The 15,575-nt window shown below is 64.5% G+C and carries 14 protein-coding genes and 2 pseudogenes; 10 read left to right on the top strand and 6 right to left on the bottom strand.

Annotation, left to right across the window (positions count from 1 at the left end):
* Positions 1–73 precede the first annotated feature (73 nt).
* Positions 74–2,875, top strand: coding sequence for a preprotein translocase subunit SecA (gene secA, locus B4383_RS17370; RefSeq protein WP_078292323.1), 2,802 nt, complete (start codon positions 74–76; stop codon positions 2,873–2,875).
* 12 nt (positions 2,876–2,887) lie between these two features.
* Here the strand turns inward: secA and B4383_RS17365 are convergent, their stop codons facing one another.
* On the bottom strand, positions 2,888–3,358 hold the full coding sequence (locus B4383_RS17365; protein WP_078292322.1) for an Rv3235 family protein: 471 nt from the start codon (positions 3,356–3,358) through the stop codon (positions 2,888–2,890).
* A gap of 174 nt (positions 3,359–3,532) precedes the next feature.
* Here B4383_RS17365 and B4383_RS17360 point away from each other — a divergent pair.
* The 4 genes and pseudogenes from B4383_RS17360 to B4383_RS17345 all read left to right on the top strand — a co-directional run bounded on the left by B4383_RS17360 (position 3,533) and on the right by B4383_RS17345 (position 7,992).
* Positions 3,533–4,940, top strand: a pseudogene (locus B4383_RS17360) (wax ester/triacylglycerol synthase family O-acyltransferase).
* Positions 4,941–4,945: 5 nt separating this feature from the next.
* Positions 4,946–5,446, top strand: a complete 501-nt coding sequence (locus B4383_RS17355; protein WP_078292381.1) for a hypothetical protein — start codon at positions 4,946–4,948, stop codon at positions 5,444–5,446.
* Positions 5,447–5,554: 108 nt separating this feature from the next.
* A complete protein-coding gene (locus B4383_RS17350) occupies positions 5,555–6,688 on the top strand; it encodes a ferredoxin reductase (protein ID WP_353615630.1) in 1,134 nt (377 codons plus the stop codon).
* A 74-nt stretch (positions 6,689–6,762) separates the two neighbouring features.
* Positions 6,763–7,992 carry a fatty acid desaturase gene (locus B4383_RS17345; RefSeq protein WP_078292318.1) on the top strand — a complete coding sequence of 410 codons (1,230 nt, stop codon included), beginning with the start codon at positions 6,763–6,765 and terminating at the stop codon, positions 7,990–7,992.
* Positions 7,993–8,269: 277 nt separating this feature from the next.
* Here B4383_RS17345 and rsgA read toward each other — a convergent pair whose 3' ends face one another.
* Together rsgA and aroA are read right to left on the bottom strand one after the other, a co-directional pair.
* Positions 8,270–9,262 carry a ribosome small subunit-dependent GTPase A gene (gene rsgA, locus B4383_RS17340; protein ID WP_078292316.1) on the bottom strand — a complete coding sequence of 331 codons (993 nt, stop codon included), beginning with the start codon at positions 9,260–9,262 and terminating at the stop codon, positions 8,270–8,272.
* Positions 9,259–10,590: a 3-phosphoshikimate 1-carboxyvinyltransferase gene (aroA, locus tag B4383_RS17335; protein ID WP_078292314.1), complete on the bottom strand. Its 1,332-nt coding sequence runs from the start codon at positions 10,588–10,590 to the stop codon at positions 9,259–9,261. Before aroA ends, rsgA begins: the two co-directional genes overlap by 4 nt.
* Before the next feature lie 71 nt (positions 10,591–10,661).
* Between aroA and B4383_RS17330 the strand changes: the two are divergent.
* Positions 10,662–11,444 (top strand): annotated as a pseudogene (locus B4383_RS17330) (SOS response-associated peptidase).
* Here B4383_RS17330 and B4383_RS17325 read toward each other — a convergent pair.
* Positions 11,431–11,937, bottom strand: a complete 507-nt coding sequence (locus B4383_RS17325; protein ID WP_078292312.1) for an aminoacyl-tRNA deacylase — start codon at positions 11,935–11,937, stop codon at positions 11,431–11,433. The pseudogene B4383_RS17330 and the gene B4383_RS17325 sit on opposite strands and share 14 nt — an antisense overlap.
* Before the next feature lie 149 nt (positions 11,938–12,086).
* Here B4383_RS17325 and B4383_RS17320 point away from each other — a divergent pair, with 149 nt between their 5' ends.
* Positions 12,087–12,788: a sigma-70 family RNA polymerase sigma factor gene (locus B4383_RS17320; protein WP_078292380.1), complete on the top strand. Its 702-nt coding sequence runs from the start codon at positions 12,087–12,089 to the stop codon at positions 12,786–12,788.
* Positions 12,785–13,093, top strand: a complete 309-nt coding sequence (rsrA, locus tag B4383_RS17315) for a mycothiol system anti-sigma-R factor (RefSeq protein ID WP_078292310.1) — start codon at positions 12,785–12,787, stop codon at positions 13,091–13,093. The genes B4383_RS17320 and rsrA overlap by 4 nt, the downstream gene beginning before the upstream one ends.
* Positions 13,094–13,187: 94 nt before the next feature.
* On the opposite strand, the gene B4383_RS27445 is transcribed toward rsrA, so the two are convergent.
* Positions 13,188–13,379, bottom strand: coding sequence for a hypothetical protein (locus tag B4383_RS27445; protein WP_078292307.1), 192 nt, complete (start codon positions 13,377–13,379; stop codon positions 13,188–13,190).
* Between B4383_RS27445 and B4383_RS17305 the strand changes: the two genes are divergently transcribed.
* Positions 13,362–13,580 carry a biotin/lipoyl-binding carrier protein gene (locus B4383_RS17305; protein ID WP_005056341.1) on the top strand — a complete coding sequence of 73 codons (219 nt, stop codon included), beginning with the start codon at positions 13,362–13,364 and terminating at the stop codon, positions 13,578–13,580. The two genes, B4383_RS27445 and B4383_RS17305, sit on opposite strands and share 18 nt — an antisense overlap.
* A gap of 11 nt (positions 13,581–13,591) precedes the next feature.
* Complete coding sequence (locus B4383_RS17300) at positions 13,592–15,082, top strand: sensor histidine kinase (RefSeq protein WP_078292305.1); 1,491 nt, start codon at positions 13,592–13,594, stop codon at positions 15,080–15,082.
* Positions 15,083–15,164: 82 nt separating this feature from the next.
* On the opposite strand, the gene B4383_RS17295 is transcribed toward B4383_RS17300, so the two are convergent.
* On the bottom strand, positions 15,165–15,419 hold the full coding sequence (locus B4383_RS17295; protein ID WP_005056343.1) for a WhiB family transcriptional regulator: 255 nt from the start codon (positions 15,417–15,419) through the stop codon (positions 15,165–15,167).
* Positions 15,420–15,575: the final 156 nt, after the last annotated feature.

Below are 15,575 nucleotides of genomic sequence, written 5' to 3'. Positions count from 1 at the left end.
GCTGATGCGGACGACGCCTACGATGGGACTCGCTGAAGTCTGACAAGTCCTAACGAGTACAGGGGATATTGACGTGCTGTCGAAGTTGCTGCGCCTTGGTGAAGGTCGCATGGTCAAGCGTCTCAAGGGCGTGGCCGATTACGTCAACACCCTGTCCGATGACGTCGAGAAGCTTTCCGATGCCGAGCTACGGGCCAAGACCGGCGACTTCAAGGCGCGCCTGGAGAAGGGCCAGACCCTCGATGACCTGATGCCCGAGGCCTTCGCCGTCGCGCGCGAGGCCTCCTGGCGGGTGCTGAGCCAGCGCCACTTCGATGTACAGGTGATGGGTGGTGCCGCGCTGCACGCCGGGAATGTCGCCGAGATGAAGACCGGTGAGGGCAAGACCCTTACCTGTGTGCTGCCGGCATACCTGAACGCACTGGCCGGGAAGGGTACACACGTCGTCACGGTCAACGACTACCTGGCCAAACGTGACTCGGAGTGGATGGGCCGCGTGCACCGCTTCCTGGGCCTGGATGTCGACGTGATCTTGTCGCAGATGAACCCGCAGGAGCGGCGCGCGGCCTACAACGCCGACATCACCTACGGCACCAACAACGAGTTCGGCTTCGACTACCTGCGCGACAACATGACCCACTCGCTCGACGAGTTGGTGCAGCGCGGACACGCCTACGCCATCGTCGACGAGGTCGACTCGATCCTCATCGACGAGGCCCGTACCCCGCTCATCATCTCCGGCCCGGCCGACGGCGCATCGAACTGGTACCCGGAGTTTGCGCGGATTGTCCCGCTGATGGAGAAGGACACCCATTACGAGGTGGACATCCGCAAGCGCACCATCGGTATCCACGAGGTCGGGGTCGAGTTCGTCGAGGACCAACTGGGTATCGACAACCTGTACGAGGCGGCCAACTCGCCGCTGGTGAGCTACCTCAACAACGCCATCAAGGCCAAGGAACTGTTCAACCGCGACAAGGACTACATCGTCCGCGACGGCGAGGTGCTGATCGTCGACGAGTTCACCGGTCGTGTGCTGCTGGGCCGGCGCTACAACGAGGGCATGCACCAGGCCATCGAGGCCAAGGAGCGTGTGGAGATCAAGGCCGAGAACCAAACGCTGGCCACCATCACCCTGCAGAACTACTTCCGTCTCTACGACAAGCTCGCCGGTATGACCGGTACCGCCCAGACCGAGGCAGCCGAGCTGCACGAGATCTACAAGCTCGGTGTCGTGTCGATCCCCACCAACCGACCGATGGTTCGCAAGGACCAATCCGACCTCATCTACAAGACCGAGGAAGCCAAGTACATCGCGGTCGTCGACGATGTGGTGGAGCGGTACGAGGCGGGCCAGCCCGTCCTGATCGGTACCACGAGTGTGGAGCGCTCCGAATACCTTTCACGGCAGTTCACTAAGCGCCGCATTCCGCACAATGTGCTTAACGCCAAGTATCACGAGCAGGAAGCCCGCATCATCGCCGAGGCCGGGCGCCGGGGGGCCATCACGGTGGCCACCAACATGGCCGGCCGCGGTACCGACATCGTGCTGGGCGGTAACCCGGACTTCTTGGCGGACACGCACCTTCGCGAACAGGGCCTGGACCCGGTGGAGACCCCGGACGAGTACCAAGACGCCTGGGACGCGACGCTGCAGAAGTTCAAGGATGCCGCTGAGACCGAGGCCAAGGAGGTCCAGGAGGCCGGTGGCCTGTACGTGCTGGGCACCGAACGGCACGAGTCGCGTCGTATCGACAACCAGCTGCGCGGTCGTTCCGGACGTCAGGGCGACCCGGGCGAGTCTCGCTTCTACCTGTCGTTGGGCGACGAGTTGATGCGACGCTTCAATGGCGCTGCGCTGGAAACGATTCTGACGCGCATGAACGTCCCCGACGACGTGCCGATCGAGGCCAAGATGGTGACCAGCGCCATCAAGAGCGCACAGACCCAGGTAGAGCAGCAGAACTTCGAGGTCCGCAAGAACGTCCTCAAGTACGACGAGGTGATGAACCAGCAGCGCAAGGTCATCTACGCCGAACGCCGCCGCATCCTCGACGGCGAGGATCTGCAGCCGCAGATTGAAGAGATGATCACCGACACCATCGCCGCCTACGTCGACGGTGCCACTGCCGACGGCTATCACGAGGACTGGGACTTCGAAGCGTTGTGGACCGCGCTCAAGACGCTGTACCCGGTGAGCCTGAAGCCCGAGGAACTCATCGCATCCGACACCTACGGTGAGGCCGACGAGCTGAGCCCCGCCGACCTCAAGTTGGCCCTGCTCGACGACGCCAAGAAGGCTTACAAGGCAAGGGAAGCCGAGATCGACGGGTTGGCCGGCGAGGGCTCGATGCGCCAGCTGGAACGCAACATCCTGCTCAGCGTGATCGATCGTAAGTGGCGCGAGCACCTCTACGAGATGGACTACCTCAAGGAGGGCATCGGCCTACGGGCGATGGCGCAGCGCGATCCGCTGGTCGAGTACCAGCGCGAGGGCTACGACATGTTCACCGCCATGCTTGACGGCCTCAAGGAAGAGTCGGTCGGCTTCCTGTTCAACATCAACGTCGAGGTAACGTCGCCCGCGGAAGACGCAGCCGGAACGGTTGCCCCGCAGGCGGCGCCCGAAGGGTTAGCCGAGTTCGCTTCCGCCGCAGCGCAGGCCGCGCAGGGTGAGTTGCGCGCGAAGGGGCTCGAGGAGTCCGCGCCCGAGCTCACGTACTCGGGGCCGGCGGAAGACGGTTCAGCGCAATCCCGGCATGAGGCCGGTGGCGGTGACTCGGCCCCGGGCAGTGGCACGCGGCGTGAGCGTCGGGAAGCGGCGCGCAACGCGGGCCGCACCTCCAAGCCGCCGCGGTCGCGCCGCAAGCGCTAGCCGCGGTCGGCGTCAGCCGAGCTGCAACGCGGCCACGAGCCAGTTACCCCGTACGGATTGGATGCGTCCGGCGAATGCCCGGATGCGTCCACCGCGCTCGAACGTTCCGAAGATCTCGGCGGTGTCGTCCGCGCAGCGGCGCACCCGGATCTTGTAAAGCCGGGCCGCGGCGGTGGTCGGGGTGCGCGAGGAACGTGCCATGACCGCGCTCAGGGGCCCGTCGGCCAGCAGCGGGCGCAGCTGGACTATCGGCCGGCGCCGATCCATGACTTCCAGGACCCGGCGCATTGCGGCATCCGCGAACGCAACCGCCTCAGGCGGCGGAGATTGTTCGCGCAGATGTGCCTGGCGCTCAATGCCCGCTGGCCGAGTCCGCGATTGGCGCAACCTCGCCGGACGTGGTGACTGACAGGCCTGCGGCAGGCTGGCCAGCACCGGCGCAGGTTCGTAATCGGCCACCCGGGTGACATAGCGATGAGACATTTCCCCTCCAGTGAATGAGCCCCCTCATTCGCTCTGCGGGAGAGGCGCAGAACGTTGCCGATCATGATCGCACAGCCGGTGTCGAGGGCGCCAGGGTACGGTTGGCGGGACGTTCGGGACAGCGGCGCCGCTGGGTACAAGTGGCGAGATTCTTAGGGGAAGGCGGCGCGGATCGTGGTCAGCAGGTTGTCCGCGCTTGACGCATCGTTCTTCTCCAGCGAGGACAGCTCAACCCCGATGCACGTCGGCTCGTTGGCGATCATCCGCAAGCCTCGCGGTGGCTTCACGTACGAGGAGCTTCTCGCGTTGGTGGAGAGCCGGCTCCCGCAGGTTCCACGCTATCGGCAGCGGGTCAAGGAGATCGGGTTCGGACTGGCCCGGCCGGTCTGGCTGGACGATGTCGATTTCGATATCACCTACCATATTCGGCGCTCGGCGTTGCCGTCCCCGGGTAGTGACGGGCAACTGCAAGATCTGGTGGCACGCTTGACATCTCGCCCGCTGGATCGGTCGCGGCCGCTGTGGGAGATGTACCTGGTTGAGGGGTTGTCCAAGAACCGGCTGGCCATCTACACCAAGACGCATCAGGCTCTGGTGGACGGCCAATCCGCGCTCGAACTCGGACAGGTTCTGTTCGACCGGACAGCCCGCACCCCGGACTTCGGCGAGGATATCTGGGTTCCGGAGCACGAACCGAGCTCTAGTGAGCTGGTCGCCGGTGCGGTCTCGGAGTGGTTGGCGCGCCCCGGTGCCCGCCTGGAGGCGGTGCGCAGCGCGGTTGCCGATGCCGCGTCGCTGACGGGCGAGATCGGCGAGTTGGGTGAGCGCATGGCCAAGGTGGTGCGAACCGCGGCCCGTGGTGCCGCCCCACGCGGGCCACTCAACCAACGCGTTTCGCGCAGTAGGCGATTCAGCGTGGTGACCACCAAGCTGGCCGATTATCGGCGGGTGCGTGCCAAATACGATTGCGATGTCAATGATGTGGTGTTGGCGGTAATCGCTGGGGCGCTGCGCAATTGGCTGATGAGCAGGGGAGAGCCGGTCACCACTACCTCGATGATTCGGGCGATGGTGCCGATGTCGGTGTACCGGGACGGTGACCTGGATGTTCTCGCCGAGGGCGCCGCCACCACCGAGGTATCGCCGTTTCTCGTCGACCTTCCGGTGGGTGAGGGCAACACCGTGGTGCGGTTGTCGCAGATCGCGCATGCCACCGAATCGCATTCAGCGGCATTCAGTTTGGTGGACGTGCCGAACATGGCCGCGCTCTCCGGATTTGTCCCGCCGACCTTGCACGCGTTGGCGGCCCGCGTCGCGACCACACTGCCGAACCGGCTGTTCAATCTGCTGGTTACGAATGTGCCTGGGCCGCAGGCCCCGATGTATATCGGCGGTGCGCTTGGCAGAGATCTACCCGGTGCCTCCGCTGCTGCGTAATCAGGTGCTGTCTATTGGGCTGACTTCCTACAACGGCGTCGTGTATTACGGAATCAACGCTGATCGTGATGCGATGCCGGATGCAGACATGCTTCCGGTGCTGATCACCGAGGCGCTCGACGAGTTGTTGGAGGCGGCGCAGTAATGCCCATGCAGGTCTACATCCCGGTGACGCTCGCGATGCTGCGCGAATTGGTGGCCGACGGCGAGTTGTGGCCGGTGAACGGCACCGCTTTCGCGGTGACCCCGGCGCTGCGCGAGGCCTATTCCGCAGGCGACGAGGATGAGCTGTCCGAGGTGGCCATGCGTGAGGCGGCGCTGGCCTCGCTGCGGCTGCTGGCCAACCACGACGGCGATGACCAGTTGCCGGCCCGACGGGCGGTGCTGGTCGCGACCGCCGACGATGCCAAGCTGCGTCCGGATCTGGATGATGCGGTGGTGCGGTTAGCGGCCGCTGTGCCGATATCCGCGGTGGTGGCCGCGCACGTCGATCTGGCGCAGGCCGAATCGGACGTGGTGCGTGCGGCCGAGGTGATCGACGCCGCGGACCTGGGCGACGAGGATGCCGAGCTGGTCGTTGGGGATGCACAAGACCATGATCTGGCTTGGTACGCCACCCAAGAACTGCCGTTCCTGCTCGACCTGTTGTAAGCCGCATGACCTGGCCGATTGGCCTGTTCCCGACCGGTAACCTACGGTAGCGTAGGTTACGCCTCGCTGGGCATCTCCTTCGTCAATGGAAGGTCATCGGCTGTGAAACTGGCTTCCTGGCTCGACGCATCGGCCCCGGGTGGGCCCAAGTCACGCCATGCTGCGGTAAACGTCTTGCGTGGCTTGGCTTCTCGCATTACCACGCCACTGCTGCCGGATGACTATCTGAGCCTGGCCAACCCGCTGTGGTCTGCCCGCGAGTTGCGGGGCCGCGTGGTGAACGTGCACAAGGAAACAAGTGACTCCGCGACCCTGGAGATCAAGCCGGGCTGGGGCTTCCACTTCGACTATCACCCCGGCCAGTACGTCGGCATCGGCGTACTCATCGACGGCCGTTGGCGCTGGCGGTCGTACTCGCTGACATCGGCGCCGGTGCACGCCGGTGGTTCGGGACGCACCATCACCATCACCGTCAAGGCGATGCCCGAGGGCTTCCTCTCCACGCACCTGGTCAACGGCCTGGAGCCGGGGACGATCGTCCGGCTGGCGGCCCCTCAGGGCAATTTTGTGCTGGACGACCCCGCGCCACCCGCGATCTTGTTCTTGACCGCGGGCAGTGGCATCACCCCGGTGATGTCGATGTTGCGCACGTTGGTGCGGCGTTCGGCCGCGGCGGACCTGCCGCTGCCCGATGTGGTGCACCTGCACTCGGCGCCGACCGAGAGCGACGTGATGTTCGCCGGGGAGCTCGCGGCGCTCTCCGATGCGCACCCGTCCTACCGGTACCGGCTGCGGACGACGAAGACTCAGGGGCGTTTGGATCTCTCATCGCTGGCCTCCGAGGTACCCGACTGGGCGCAACGCCAGACGTGGGCATGTGGCCCGGAGGGCATGCTCGACGATGCGCAGCGGGTGTGGGCCGATGCGGATGTTGTCGAGCTGCTCCATTTGGAGAGATTCGCGGTGTCACGGGCCGCGCCACACGGGCAGGGCGGTCTGGTCACCTTCGCGCGTAGCGGTAAGCAGCGCGCGGCCGATGCTGCGACCTCGCTGATGGACGCGGGGGAGGAAGCCGGCGTGCAGATGCCCTTCGGGTGCCGGATGGGGATCTGCCAGACCTGTGTAGTGCCGCTGCTGGAAGGACACGCACGAGACCTGCGAAATGGCGCCGAGCATGAGCCGGGATCGCGGATTCAAACCTGTGTTTCCGCAGCGTCAGGGGATTGCGTACTCGACGTTTGAGGTTAACGGCCTAGTAACCTACGGTGCCGTAGGTTACGCTATCGTAGGCACGAACCGGCGAAGGGAGCTCACCGATGGCGATTTCGGATATCCAGGAATTCGCGCACCTCACCGAGGCTGATGTTGAGGCACTCGGACACGAGCTGGACGCGATCCGTCGGGATGTCGAGGAATCGCTCGGAGCTGCCGACCGCCGCTATATCCGTCGCACCATCGCCGCGCAGCGGGCCCTGGAACTGAGCGGGCGCGTGCTGCTGGCGGCGAGCAAGAAGCGGTCCGCCTGGTGGGCGGGAGCAGTGACGCTCGGCGTGGCCAAGATCGTCGAGAACATGGAGATCGGTCACAACGTCATGCACGGCCAGTGGGACTGGATGAACGATCCCGAAATCCATTCCTCCAGCTGGGAGTGGGACATGGTGGACCCGTCCTCGCACTGGAAGCAGACCCACAACTACATCCACCACAAGTACACCAATGTGCTTGGCATGGATGACGATGTGGGCTACGGCCTGCTGCGCATCACCCGCGACAAGAAGTGGTCGCCGTTCAACCTGGGCAACCTTGCGTACAACACGTTGCTGATGCTGCTCTTCGAATGGGGAGTTGGGGCACAGCATTTGGAGCTGGGCAAGGTGGCGCAGGGGCGCGCCGACAAGGAAGAGTTCGCGGCCAAACGTGAAGAGGTGCTGGCCAAGATAGGCAAGCAGGTGGCCAAGGATTATGTTCTGTACCCCGCAGCCAGCGCCCTCTCACCGTCGGGCAGTTTCCGTAAGACCGCTACAGCCAACGCGCTGGCCAACGTGATCCGGAACATCTGGTCTAACGCCGTCATCTTCTGCGGACATTTCCCGGATGGTGCCGAGAAGTTCACCAAGCAAGATCTGGCGAACGAGACGCAGGGTCAGTGGTATCTGCGACAGATGTTGGGAAGCGCCAACTTTGACGCCGGCCCCGCGATGGCCTTCATGAGCGGCAACCTGTGCCATCAGATTGAGCATCACCTGTTCCCGGATCTGCCGAGTAACCGGTTGGCCGCGGTGTCGGTGCGGGTGCGCGAGCTGTGCGACAAGTACGACCTGCCGTACACCTCCGGCCCGTTCCTGGTGCAGTACGCGAAGACATGGCGGACCATTGCCAAGCTGTCGCTGCCGGACAAGTACCTGAAGTACACCGCCGACAATGCGCCGGAAACGCGCAGCGTGAAGATGTTCGACGAGCTCGAGCCGCGCGAGCGGCGCGGGCTGAAGTCGGCATTCGCCGCGGTACGCGAACGCAGAAGGTCGCGTCGCAGCGCCAAGGTCTGACGAGAAAGCCTAAAAGCCCCCGACGCGCTGAGCGCCGGGGGCTTTTTTAGGTTTGGTAGCGGCTGGGAACTATCCCAGGCCGGACACGGAGAGCCACATGGTGGCCCAGGCGGCAACGCCACAGGCGAAAATGGCTGTCACGTTGGCGATTCTACGGACGTAGCTCGTCATCTGTTAACCCCTGACCCTCATTGGCTGTTTCCTTCGCAGCCACTGAGGGAAACGCTAATCGGCGTGTGCTGTTCGCGCGATCCGAGAAGGCCTTCGCAACCAAGAGTTAGGCCGTTGTTAACACGGAAAGCAGTTGGCGCACGGCCATCACCCGTTTGGCGGACGCTCCGGTGAGCTCGTCAAGGGCGCACTCGGGATCCGCGGGTGGGCCAAGGTGCTGGCAGCCGCGCGGACAGTCCTCGATGGCCTCGGACAGGTCGCTGAACGCCGCCAGTACGTCGGCGGGCTTGATGTGAGCCAGGCCGAATGACCTGATGCCCGGGGTGTCGATGACCCAGCCCGACGGGTGTAGCGGGAGCGCTATCGATTGGGTCGAGGTGTGGCGCCCCTTGCCGACTCCGGTCACCTCACCTGTTGCCCGGTGAGCCTCGGGGACAAGGCGGTTCACCAAGGTGGACTTGCCCACCCCGGAGTGGCCGAGCAGCGCGGTGAGACGGCCGGACAGTGTGTCCATGATGGGTTCTAGCGGCGCATCGCGCCCCGCCTTGATGACCTGCAGGTCGAGATCGGCGAACTGCGCGGCGAACGCATCAGGATCTGCGAGATCGGTTTTGGTGAGTGCCAGGATTGGGGTGAGGCCTCCCGCATAGGCGGCGATGAGCGTGCGCTCCACCAGGCCGGTGCGTGGTGGGGGATCGGCGACCGCCACCACGATCAGCAACTGGTCAGCGTTGGCCACAAAGATCCGCTCGAAGGGGTCGGTGTCATCGGCGGTGCGGCGCAACACTGTTCGCCGATCCTCCAGCCGCACGATGCGGGCCAGTGCGTCGGGGCGCCCGGACAGATCGCCAACCAGACTCACGGTGTCGCCTACCACAATCGGGGTACGGCCAAGTTCTCGTGCCCGCATCGCGGTGACTTGACGGCTGGGGTCCGGTGCTGAACCATCCTGCAACACACAGCCCCAGCGGCCGCGGTCCACTGTGATGACCATCGCGGGCACCGCATCGGCATGCTCGGGACGATTCTTGGTGCGAGGCCGCGAGCGTCGGCCCGGCCTGATGCGGGCGTCGGACTCGTCGTACTCGCGCGGACTCAAGAGGTGCGACCACCCGGTCCCGATGAGCCGCTTGCGCGAAGAGCTTCGGATTGGGCGAGCATGTCGGCCCACATTCCGGGGAAGTCGGGCAGTGTCTTACTAGTGGTGGCGATGTCGTCGACGGACACTCCCGGCACCTTCAGGCCGACAAGGGCTCCGGCCGTGGCCATCCGGTGATCCGCGTACGAGCCCCAGGCCCCGCCGTGCAGGCTGGTGGCGACTATTCGCAGCCCGTCCTCAGTCTCCTCGCACTGCCCACCGAGGGTGTTGATTTCGTGGGCGAGCGCCTTGAGCCGATCGGTTTCGTGCCCTCGGAGATGGGCGATCCCGCGCAGTGTGGAGACGCTCCCGGGCTCGGCCAGCGCGGCCAGTGCTGCCACCGTTGGGGTCAGCTCACCGACCTCTCCAAGGTTCAGATCGACACCGCCATAACCGGTCTGGCCGGTGACCTCCAGATGCGAATCCGTCAGCGAGACGTTGTGCGCGAACCGGCGCACCACGTCCTCGATCTGGCGTGCGGGCTGAGTGGATTTTCGTGGCCAGCCGAGGATGCGCACGGTCCCGCCGGTGGCCAGCGCCGGCGCAATGAAAGCGAGCGCGTTCGACAAGTCTGGCTCGATCGCCCAGTGGTGCGCGGAAATTGGTTGCGGATCGATATGCCAGCGGCCGGGGATGGAATCGTCCACCGCGATGCCTGCCTCACGCAACATCGTGACCGTCATGACCACATGCGGCCCCGAGGGCAGCACGTCCGCGGTGTTCACCGCCGTCAGACCCTCGGTAAATGCGGCGCCGGAAAGGAGAAGGCCGGAAACGAATTGGGACGATCCCGAGGCGTCGACGCCGACCTCGCCGCCGCGCACCTGCCCGGTACCGGCCACCGTGAACGGCAGGTGCTGCCCGTCGATGCCGACCCCGATCGCACGCAGTGCGTCTAACAGGGGAGCGATAGGCCGGGCACGCGCCTGGTCGTCACCGTCGAAGATGGTGGGGGCGTGGCGAAGTGCGGCCACCGGTGGCAGGAACCGAAGGACCGTTCCGGCAAGCCCGCAGTCGATCGTCGAGGTGTCACCGTCGCCGGATCCGGGGGAGATCGTCAGGTCGGTGCCGTTACCCGCGATGTCGCACCCCAGCGCGCGTAACGCTCCGATCATGAGATCGGTATCACGGCTGCGCAATGCGCCGGACACCGTTGAGGTGCCGCCTTCACGTGCGGCCAGCGCGGCGAGGACGAACGCCCGATTGGTCTGGGATTTCGAGCCGGGCATGGTGATGGTCGCGTTGACGGAACTGTCGATCGTTGGTGCCTGCCAGAGTCCGCTTGTCACCGCCCTATTGTCCCGGACGGACGGATGCGGTGGCTGTACCGGGTCCTTCCACCGGGTGGCACGATGGCGATATGTGCGGACGGTACGCGGTGACGATCGACCCGGCGCTGCTCGCGGTTGAGATCGACGCGGTGGACGAGATAGGCACAGTGAGTCAGCAGACCAGACCGCAGCAACTTCCCGTCATCCCGAACTACAACGTTGCGCCGACTGACCCGGTGCTCACGGTGGTGGCACGACATCGTGAACCAGGCGACGTTCCCACCCGTCGTGTCCGCACCATGCGCTGGGGTTTGGTGCCGACGTGGGCCATGGCGCGCGAGGACGGCCGACCGCAGGCCAAGGGCGCGCCGCTGATCAATGCCCGCGCGGAAAGTCTCACCACGGCCGCAACCTTCCGTGCCGCGGCACAGTCCAAGCGGTGTCTGGTTCCGATGGACGGCTGGTACGAGTGGCGTAAGCAGGAAGGCGCCAAGACGGCCTTTTATATGAATGCAGGCGACGGCAAGCGATTGTTCGCGGCGGGTTTGTGGTCGGTGTGGAAGCCCACCGGCTTACAACGGCAGGATGCGGCACCCCTGCTGAGCTGCACGATCGTCACTACCGATGCCGTTGGCCCGCTGCTGGAGATTCACGACCGGATGCCGTTGATGCTCGGTGCCGAATCGTAGGACCGGTGGCTGGACCCGGACCAGGATCTGGATCAGCGGCTGTTGCAGCCGGCGGGCCAGGTGGTCGGCGTCGAAACGCGGCAGGTCTCATCGCTGGTGAACAGCGTCGCGAACAACGGTCCGGAGCTGCTCGCACCGGATGACGGAGCCCAGGCCGTGGGGGAGCAGATCACCCTGCTGTGACGGACGCCGTGACAGCGTTGGTGAGCCGGACCAGGTCGCTGGGTGCCAGTGCCATCTGCAACCCGCGTTTTCCTGCGCTGCACAGGATGCGATCCCACGTCAGGGCCGACGAATCGATCACGGTGGGCAACGGTTTTCGTTGTCCGAGCGGAGAGATCCCCCCGACCACGTAGCCGGAACTGCGCTCGGCCGCCGCCGGATCGGCCATGGTGGCCTTCCCGCGACCGAGAGCCGCCGCCGCGGCCTTGAGTGAGAGGGTCGCGGGTACCGGGATGACCGCGACCGCCAGATCCGCTCCGCGGTCCAGCGCGATCAGCAGTGTCTTGAAGATCTGCCCGGGAACCAATCCGGAGCCCGTCAGCGCGCGCACCGCCTCATCGCCGAACGCGTGCTCTCCGGGACGGTGTTCATACGGCAACAGTTGATAGTCGACCCCGGCAGCGATCAATGCAGCGACGGCCGGAGTGGCAGCTTTGACGGCCTTGGAACCCACGATCTGGACAGTAGCGCCCCGAGTCCAGTGAATTTTGAGTTGACAGTCGAGATACTTTGGGAAATACCCCGGCATGAGTCGGTGTTGAGCAGTGTGTCCGCATCGAGCGGACTATGGTCCTCAACACGGAAGGGGTATTGCAGGTGACAATGGCGTGCCTCGAACGTCCGATGTCGGTGCCGATCCGTATGGTCGGTGTCGCTACCGAAAGGACCGCCGTGACAGACACCGCAGATCCCTCTAATCAGGCGATTCACGTCGAGACGGAGGCTGAGCGGGCCGCACGCTTCGAGCGTGACGCGTTACCGCTGCTGGATCAGCTCTATGGTGCTGCGCTGCGGATGACCAGAAATCCCGCGGACGCGGAGGACCTGGTGCAGGAGACGATGGTCAAGGCGTACGGCGGGTTCGGGACCTTCAAAGAGGGCACCAACCTCAAGGCCTGGCTGTACCGGATTCTCACCAATACCTACATCAATATCTATCGCAAGAAGCAGCGTCAGCCCGCGGAGTATCCGACCGAGGAGATCACCGACTGGCAGCTGGCCGCGAATGCCGAGCACACCTCGACGGGGCTGCGGTCGGCGGAGATCGAAGCGCTCGACGTGCTGCCTGACGACGAAATCAAAGAAGCGTTGAATAAGCTGCCGGAAGAATTCCGGATGGCCGTGTACTACGCGGACGTCGAAGGCTTCCCCTACAAGGAGATCGCCGAGATCATGGATACCCCGATCGGCACAGTCATGTCGCGGTTGCACCGCGGCCGTCGCCAGCTGCGCGAATTGCTGGCCGAAGTGGCCAAGGAGCGTGGCTTCCTGCGCAACAATGAGTTGGCGGAGGGTCGGGCATGACCGACGGTGAACTGAAGAACAGTGTCGACAAGGGTGGCAACTGCGAGGTATCCGGTTGCGCCGAGGTGATCGCGGAGGTGTGGACCCTCCTCGACGGTGAATGCAGCGCGGAAAGCAGCGCGCGGCTGCGGCATCATCTCGAAGAATGCCCGGGTTGCCTGCAGCATTACGGCATTGAAGAGCAGATCAAAACACTCGTAGCCCGCAAGTGCGGTGGAGAAAAGGCACCTGACGGGCTACGTGAGCGTCTTAAGTTGAAGATCACTCAGACCACTGTCATCGAGCAGCGGGCTGAGAACTCCTAGCGCTAGCTGTTGGGACGCTTGCCGTGGTTGGCGGCGTTGTGCTTACGGCTGCGCTTCTTGCGACCACGCTTGGCCATGGGAATCTCCTTACCGATCAAATGGGTTCCGGGTGTGAGCCCGGCTGACAGGCCAGCAGCGCATAATGCGCGCCGGTGTGTGTACCCAGTCTCTCATGCCGGTGAGGGTGGTTGAACGCGTGGATCCCGTACGTGTGGTTCGATACTGAGGACCAGTAGCCGGATGTTGACGAGAGCGAGGTGGCGCGCAGGTGGCCGAGGAAGTACACGCCGAGATCGTGGCCAGCGTGCTGGAAGTACTCGTCAAGAAGGGTGACGCGATCGCTGAAGGCGACACCATTGTCCTGCTGGAATCCATGAAGATGGAGATCCCGGTGCTCGCCGAGGTGGCGGGAACGATCGGTGACGTCAGTGTTTCGGTGGGCGACGTGATCCAGGCCGGCGACTTGATCGCCGTCATCGACGACTAGATCGCCACCAGATGTCCACTCTCGGTGACCTGCTTGCCGAGCACACCATGCTGCCAGGTGAAGCGGTTGATCACCTGCACGCCGTGGTCGCTGAATGGCAGCTGCTGGCAGACCTCTCCTTCGCCGATTACCTGATGTGGGTGCACCGCGACGACGACGCTTTTGTCTGCGTCGCTCAGTGCCGACCCAACACCGCGCCGACCATCATTGACAGCGATGCCGTGGGCACCGTCGCCAAGACTTCAGACGTGCCCTTGGTGGAAGCAGCATTCACCTCGGGTTCCATCGAACGTGAAAGTGACTCGGACCTGACCGAGCACGCCTCCGAGCTCAACGTGGAGGCGGTTCCGGTGCGCTGTGGGGACCGGACGGTGGCGGTGTTGACCCACCAGACCGCGTTGGCCTCCCGGCTCAAGAAGGGCGTGCTGGAACGCGCGTATCTGGAGTGTGCGGGCGATCTGCTGCTGATGCTCACCGAGGGAACGTTCCCGAACGTGGCCGATCAGGCGATGTCGCGCTCCAGCCCCCGGGTGGGCGACGGGTTCATCAGACTCGATGTCTCCGGTGAGGTCCGATACGCCAGCCCCAACGCGTTATCGGCGTACCACCGCATGGGTTTGGCCAGTGATCTGCAAGGGCATGACCTCATGGAGGTCACCAAGCCGCTGATCTCGGATCCGTTCGAGGGCCAGGAGCTGGCAGCGCACATCCGCGACGTGCTGGCCGGCGGCCCGAGTATGCGTATGGAGGTCGATGCACGCGGTGCCGCGGTGCTCATCCGCACACTGCCGCTCATCGTGCGCGGCGCGTCGGTGGGGGCGCTGCTGCTGACCCGTGACGTGACGGAGGTCAAGCGCCGCGATCGGGCGCTGCTGTCCAAGGACGCGACCATCCGCGAGATCCACCACCGGGTGAAGAACAACTTGCAGACCGTGGCCGCGCTGCTGAGGCTGCAGGCCCGGCGCACCCAGAACGAGGAAGCCCGCGAAGCGCTTTTCGAATCGGTCCGACGGGTGTCGTCGATCGCGTTGGTCCACGATGCGTTGTCCATGTCGGTGGACGAGGAGGTCAACCTCGATGAGGTGATCGACCGGATCATGCCGATCATGACCGATGTGGCGACCGTCGACACCAAGGTGCGTGTCTCCCGCGAGGGCGCGCTTGGAGTGCTTGACTCCGACCGCGCGACACCGTTGATCATGGTGATCACCGAGCTGGTCCAGAACGCCATTGAGCACGCGTTCGAGGAGGGAGCTCAGGGGCAGGTGATCATCAGGGCTGAGCGGTCGGCGCGCTGGCTCGATGTCGTCGTGCATGACGACGGGCGGGGACTGCCCGACGGATTCAGCGTGGAGACATCGGATCGGCTGGGTTTGCAGATCGTCAGGACGCTGGTCTCGGCGGAGATTGACGGCTCACTGGATATGCGCAGCGACCCGGAGGGCGGAACAAACGCGGTGCTTCGGGTGCCGTTGGGCCGGCGTGCTCGCTTGATGGCCTGAAAGTCCCTGCGCGGCACGCGATCCAGCCCAGAGCAGCAAAGAACCCGGCACCAAATTGTGCCGGGTTCTGATTGCTGCGGCGTTAGACGGCGCTGCGGGCGCGAGCGCGAGCGTTGCGACGCTTGAGGGCGCGGCGCTCATCCTCGCTGAGGCCACCCCACACACCTGCGTCCTGGCCCGACTCCAGCGCCCAGGTAAGGCACTCGGTCGTCACCGGACAGCGGTTACAGACGAGCTTTGCGTCAGCGATCTGGGCAAGGGCCGGTCCGCTGTTCCCTACGGGGAAGAACAGTTCGGGATCCTCGTCGCGACAGACCGCCTTATGGCGCCAATCCATAGTTGTGCACTCCTTTTTCATCGCGCGCGCGACAAGCGCACGAGATCAATGTTTTTCGGCTGTTAACGCGTGCGTACCAAATGTTTCTGCACTGTTGCTTCCGATCGTTTCACAAGCTCAGCAGAAGTCAATAGCGTGAGTTAACACGTGGTCAAT

Source organism: Mycobacterium sp. D16R24 (genome assembly GCF_002013385.1).
GTDB lineage: Bacteria > Actinomycetota > Actinomycetes > Mycobacteriales > Mycobacteriaceae > Mycobacterium.
Note: the sequence above shows the minus strand (reverse complement) of the source record. Positions and strands in the feature narration are given on the sequence as shown.

Bases quoted from the DNA above. Each gene is read 5' to 3' on its own strand.
- rsrA (WP_078292310.1), top strand. From the start codon at position 12,785: ATGACCGACGGTGAACTGAAGAACAGTGTCGACAAGGGTGGCAACTGC.
- B4383_RS17320 (WP_078292380.1), top strand. From the start codon at position 12,087: ATGGCGTGCCTCGAACGTCCGATGTCGGTGCCGATCCGTATGGTCGGT.
- B4383_RS17300 (WP_078292305.1), top strand. From the start codon at position 13,592: ATGTCCACTCTCGGTGACCTGCTTGCCGAGCACACCATGCTGCCAGGT.
- B4383_RS17365 (WP_078292322.1), bottom strand. From the start codon at position 3,358: ATGTCTCATCGCTATGTCACCCGGGTGGCCGATTACGAACCTGCGCCG.
- B4383_RS17355 (WP_078292381.1), top strand. From the start codon at position 4,946: ATGCAGGTCTACATCCCGGTGACGCTCGCGATGCTGCGCGAATTGGTG.
- B4383_RS17345 (WP_078292318.1), top strand. From the start codon at position 6,763: ATGGCGATTTCGGATATCCAGGAATTCGCGCACCTCACCGAGGCTGAT.
- B4383_RS17295 (WP_005056343.1), bottom strand. From the start codon at position 15,419: ATGGATTGGCGCCATAAGGCGGTCTGTCGCGACGAGGATCCCGAACTG.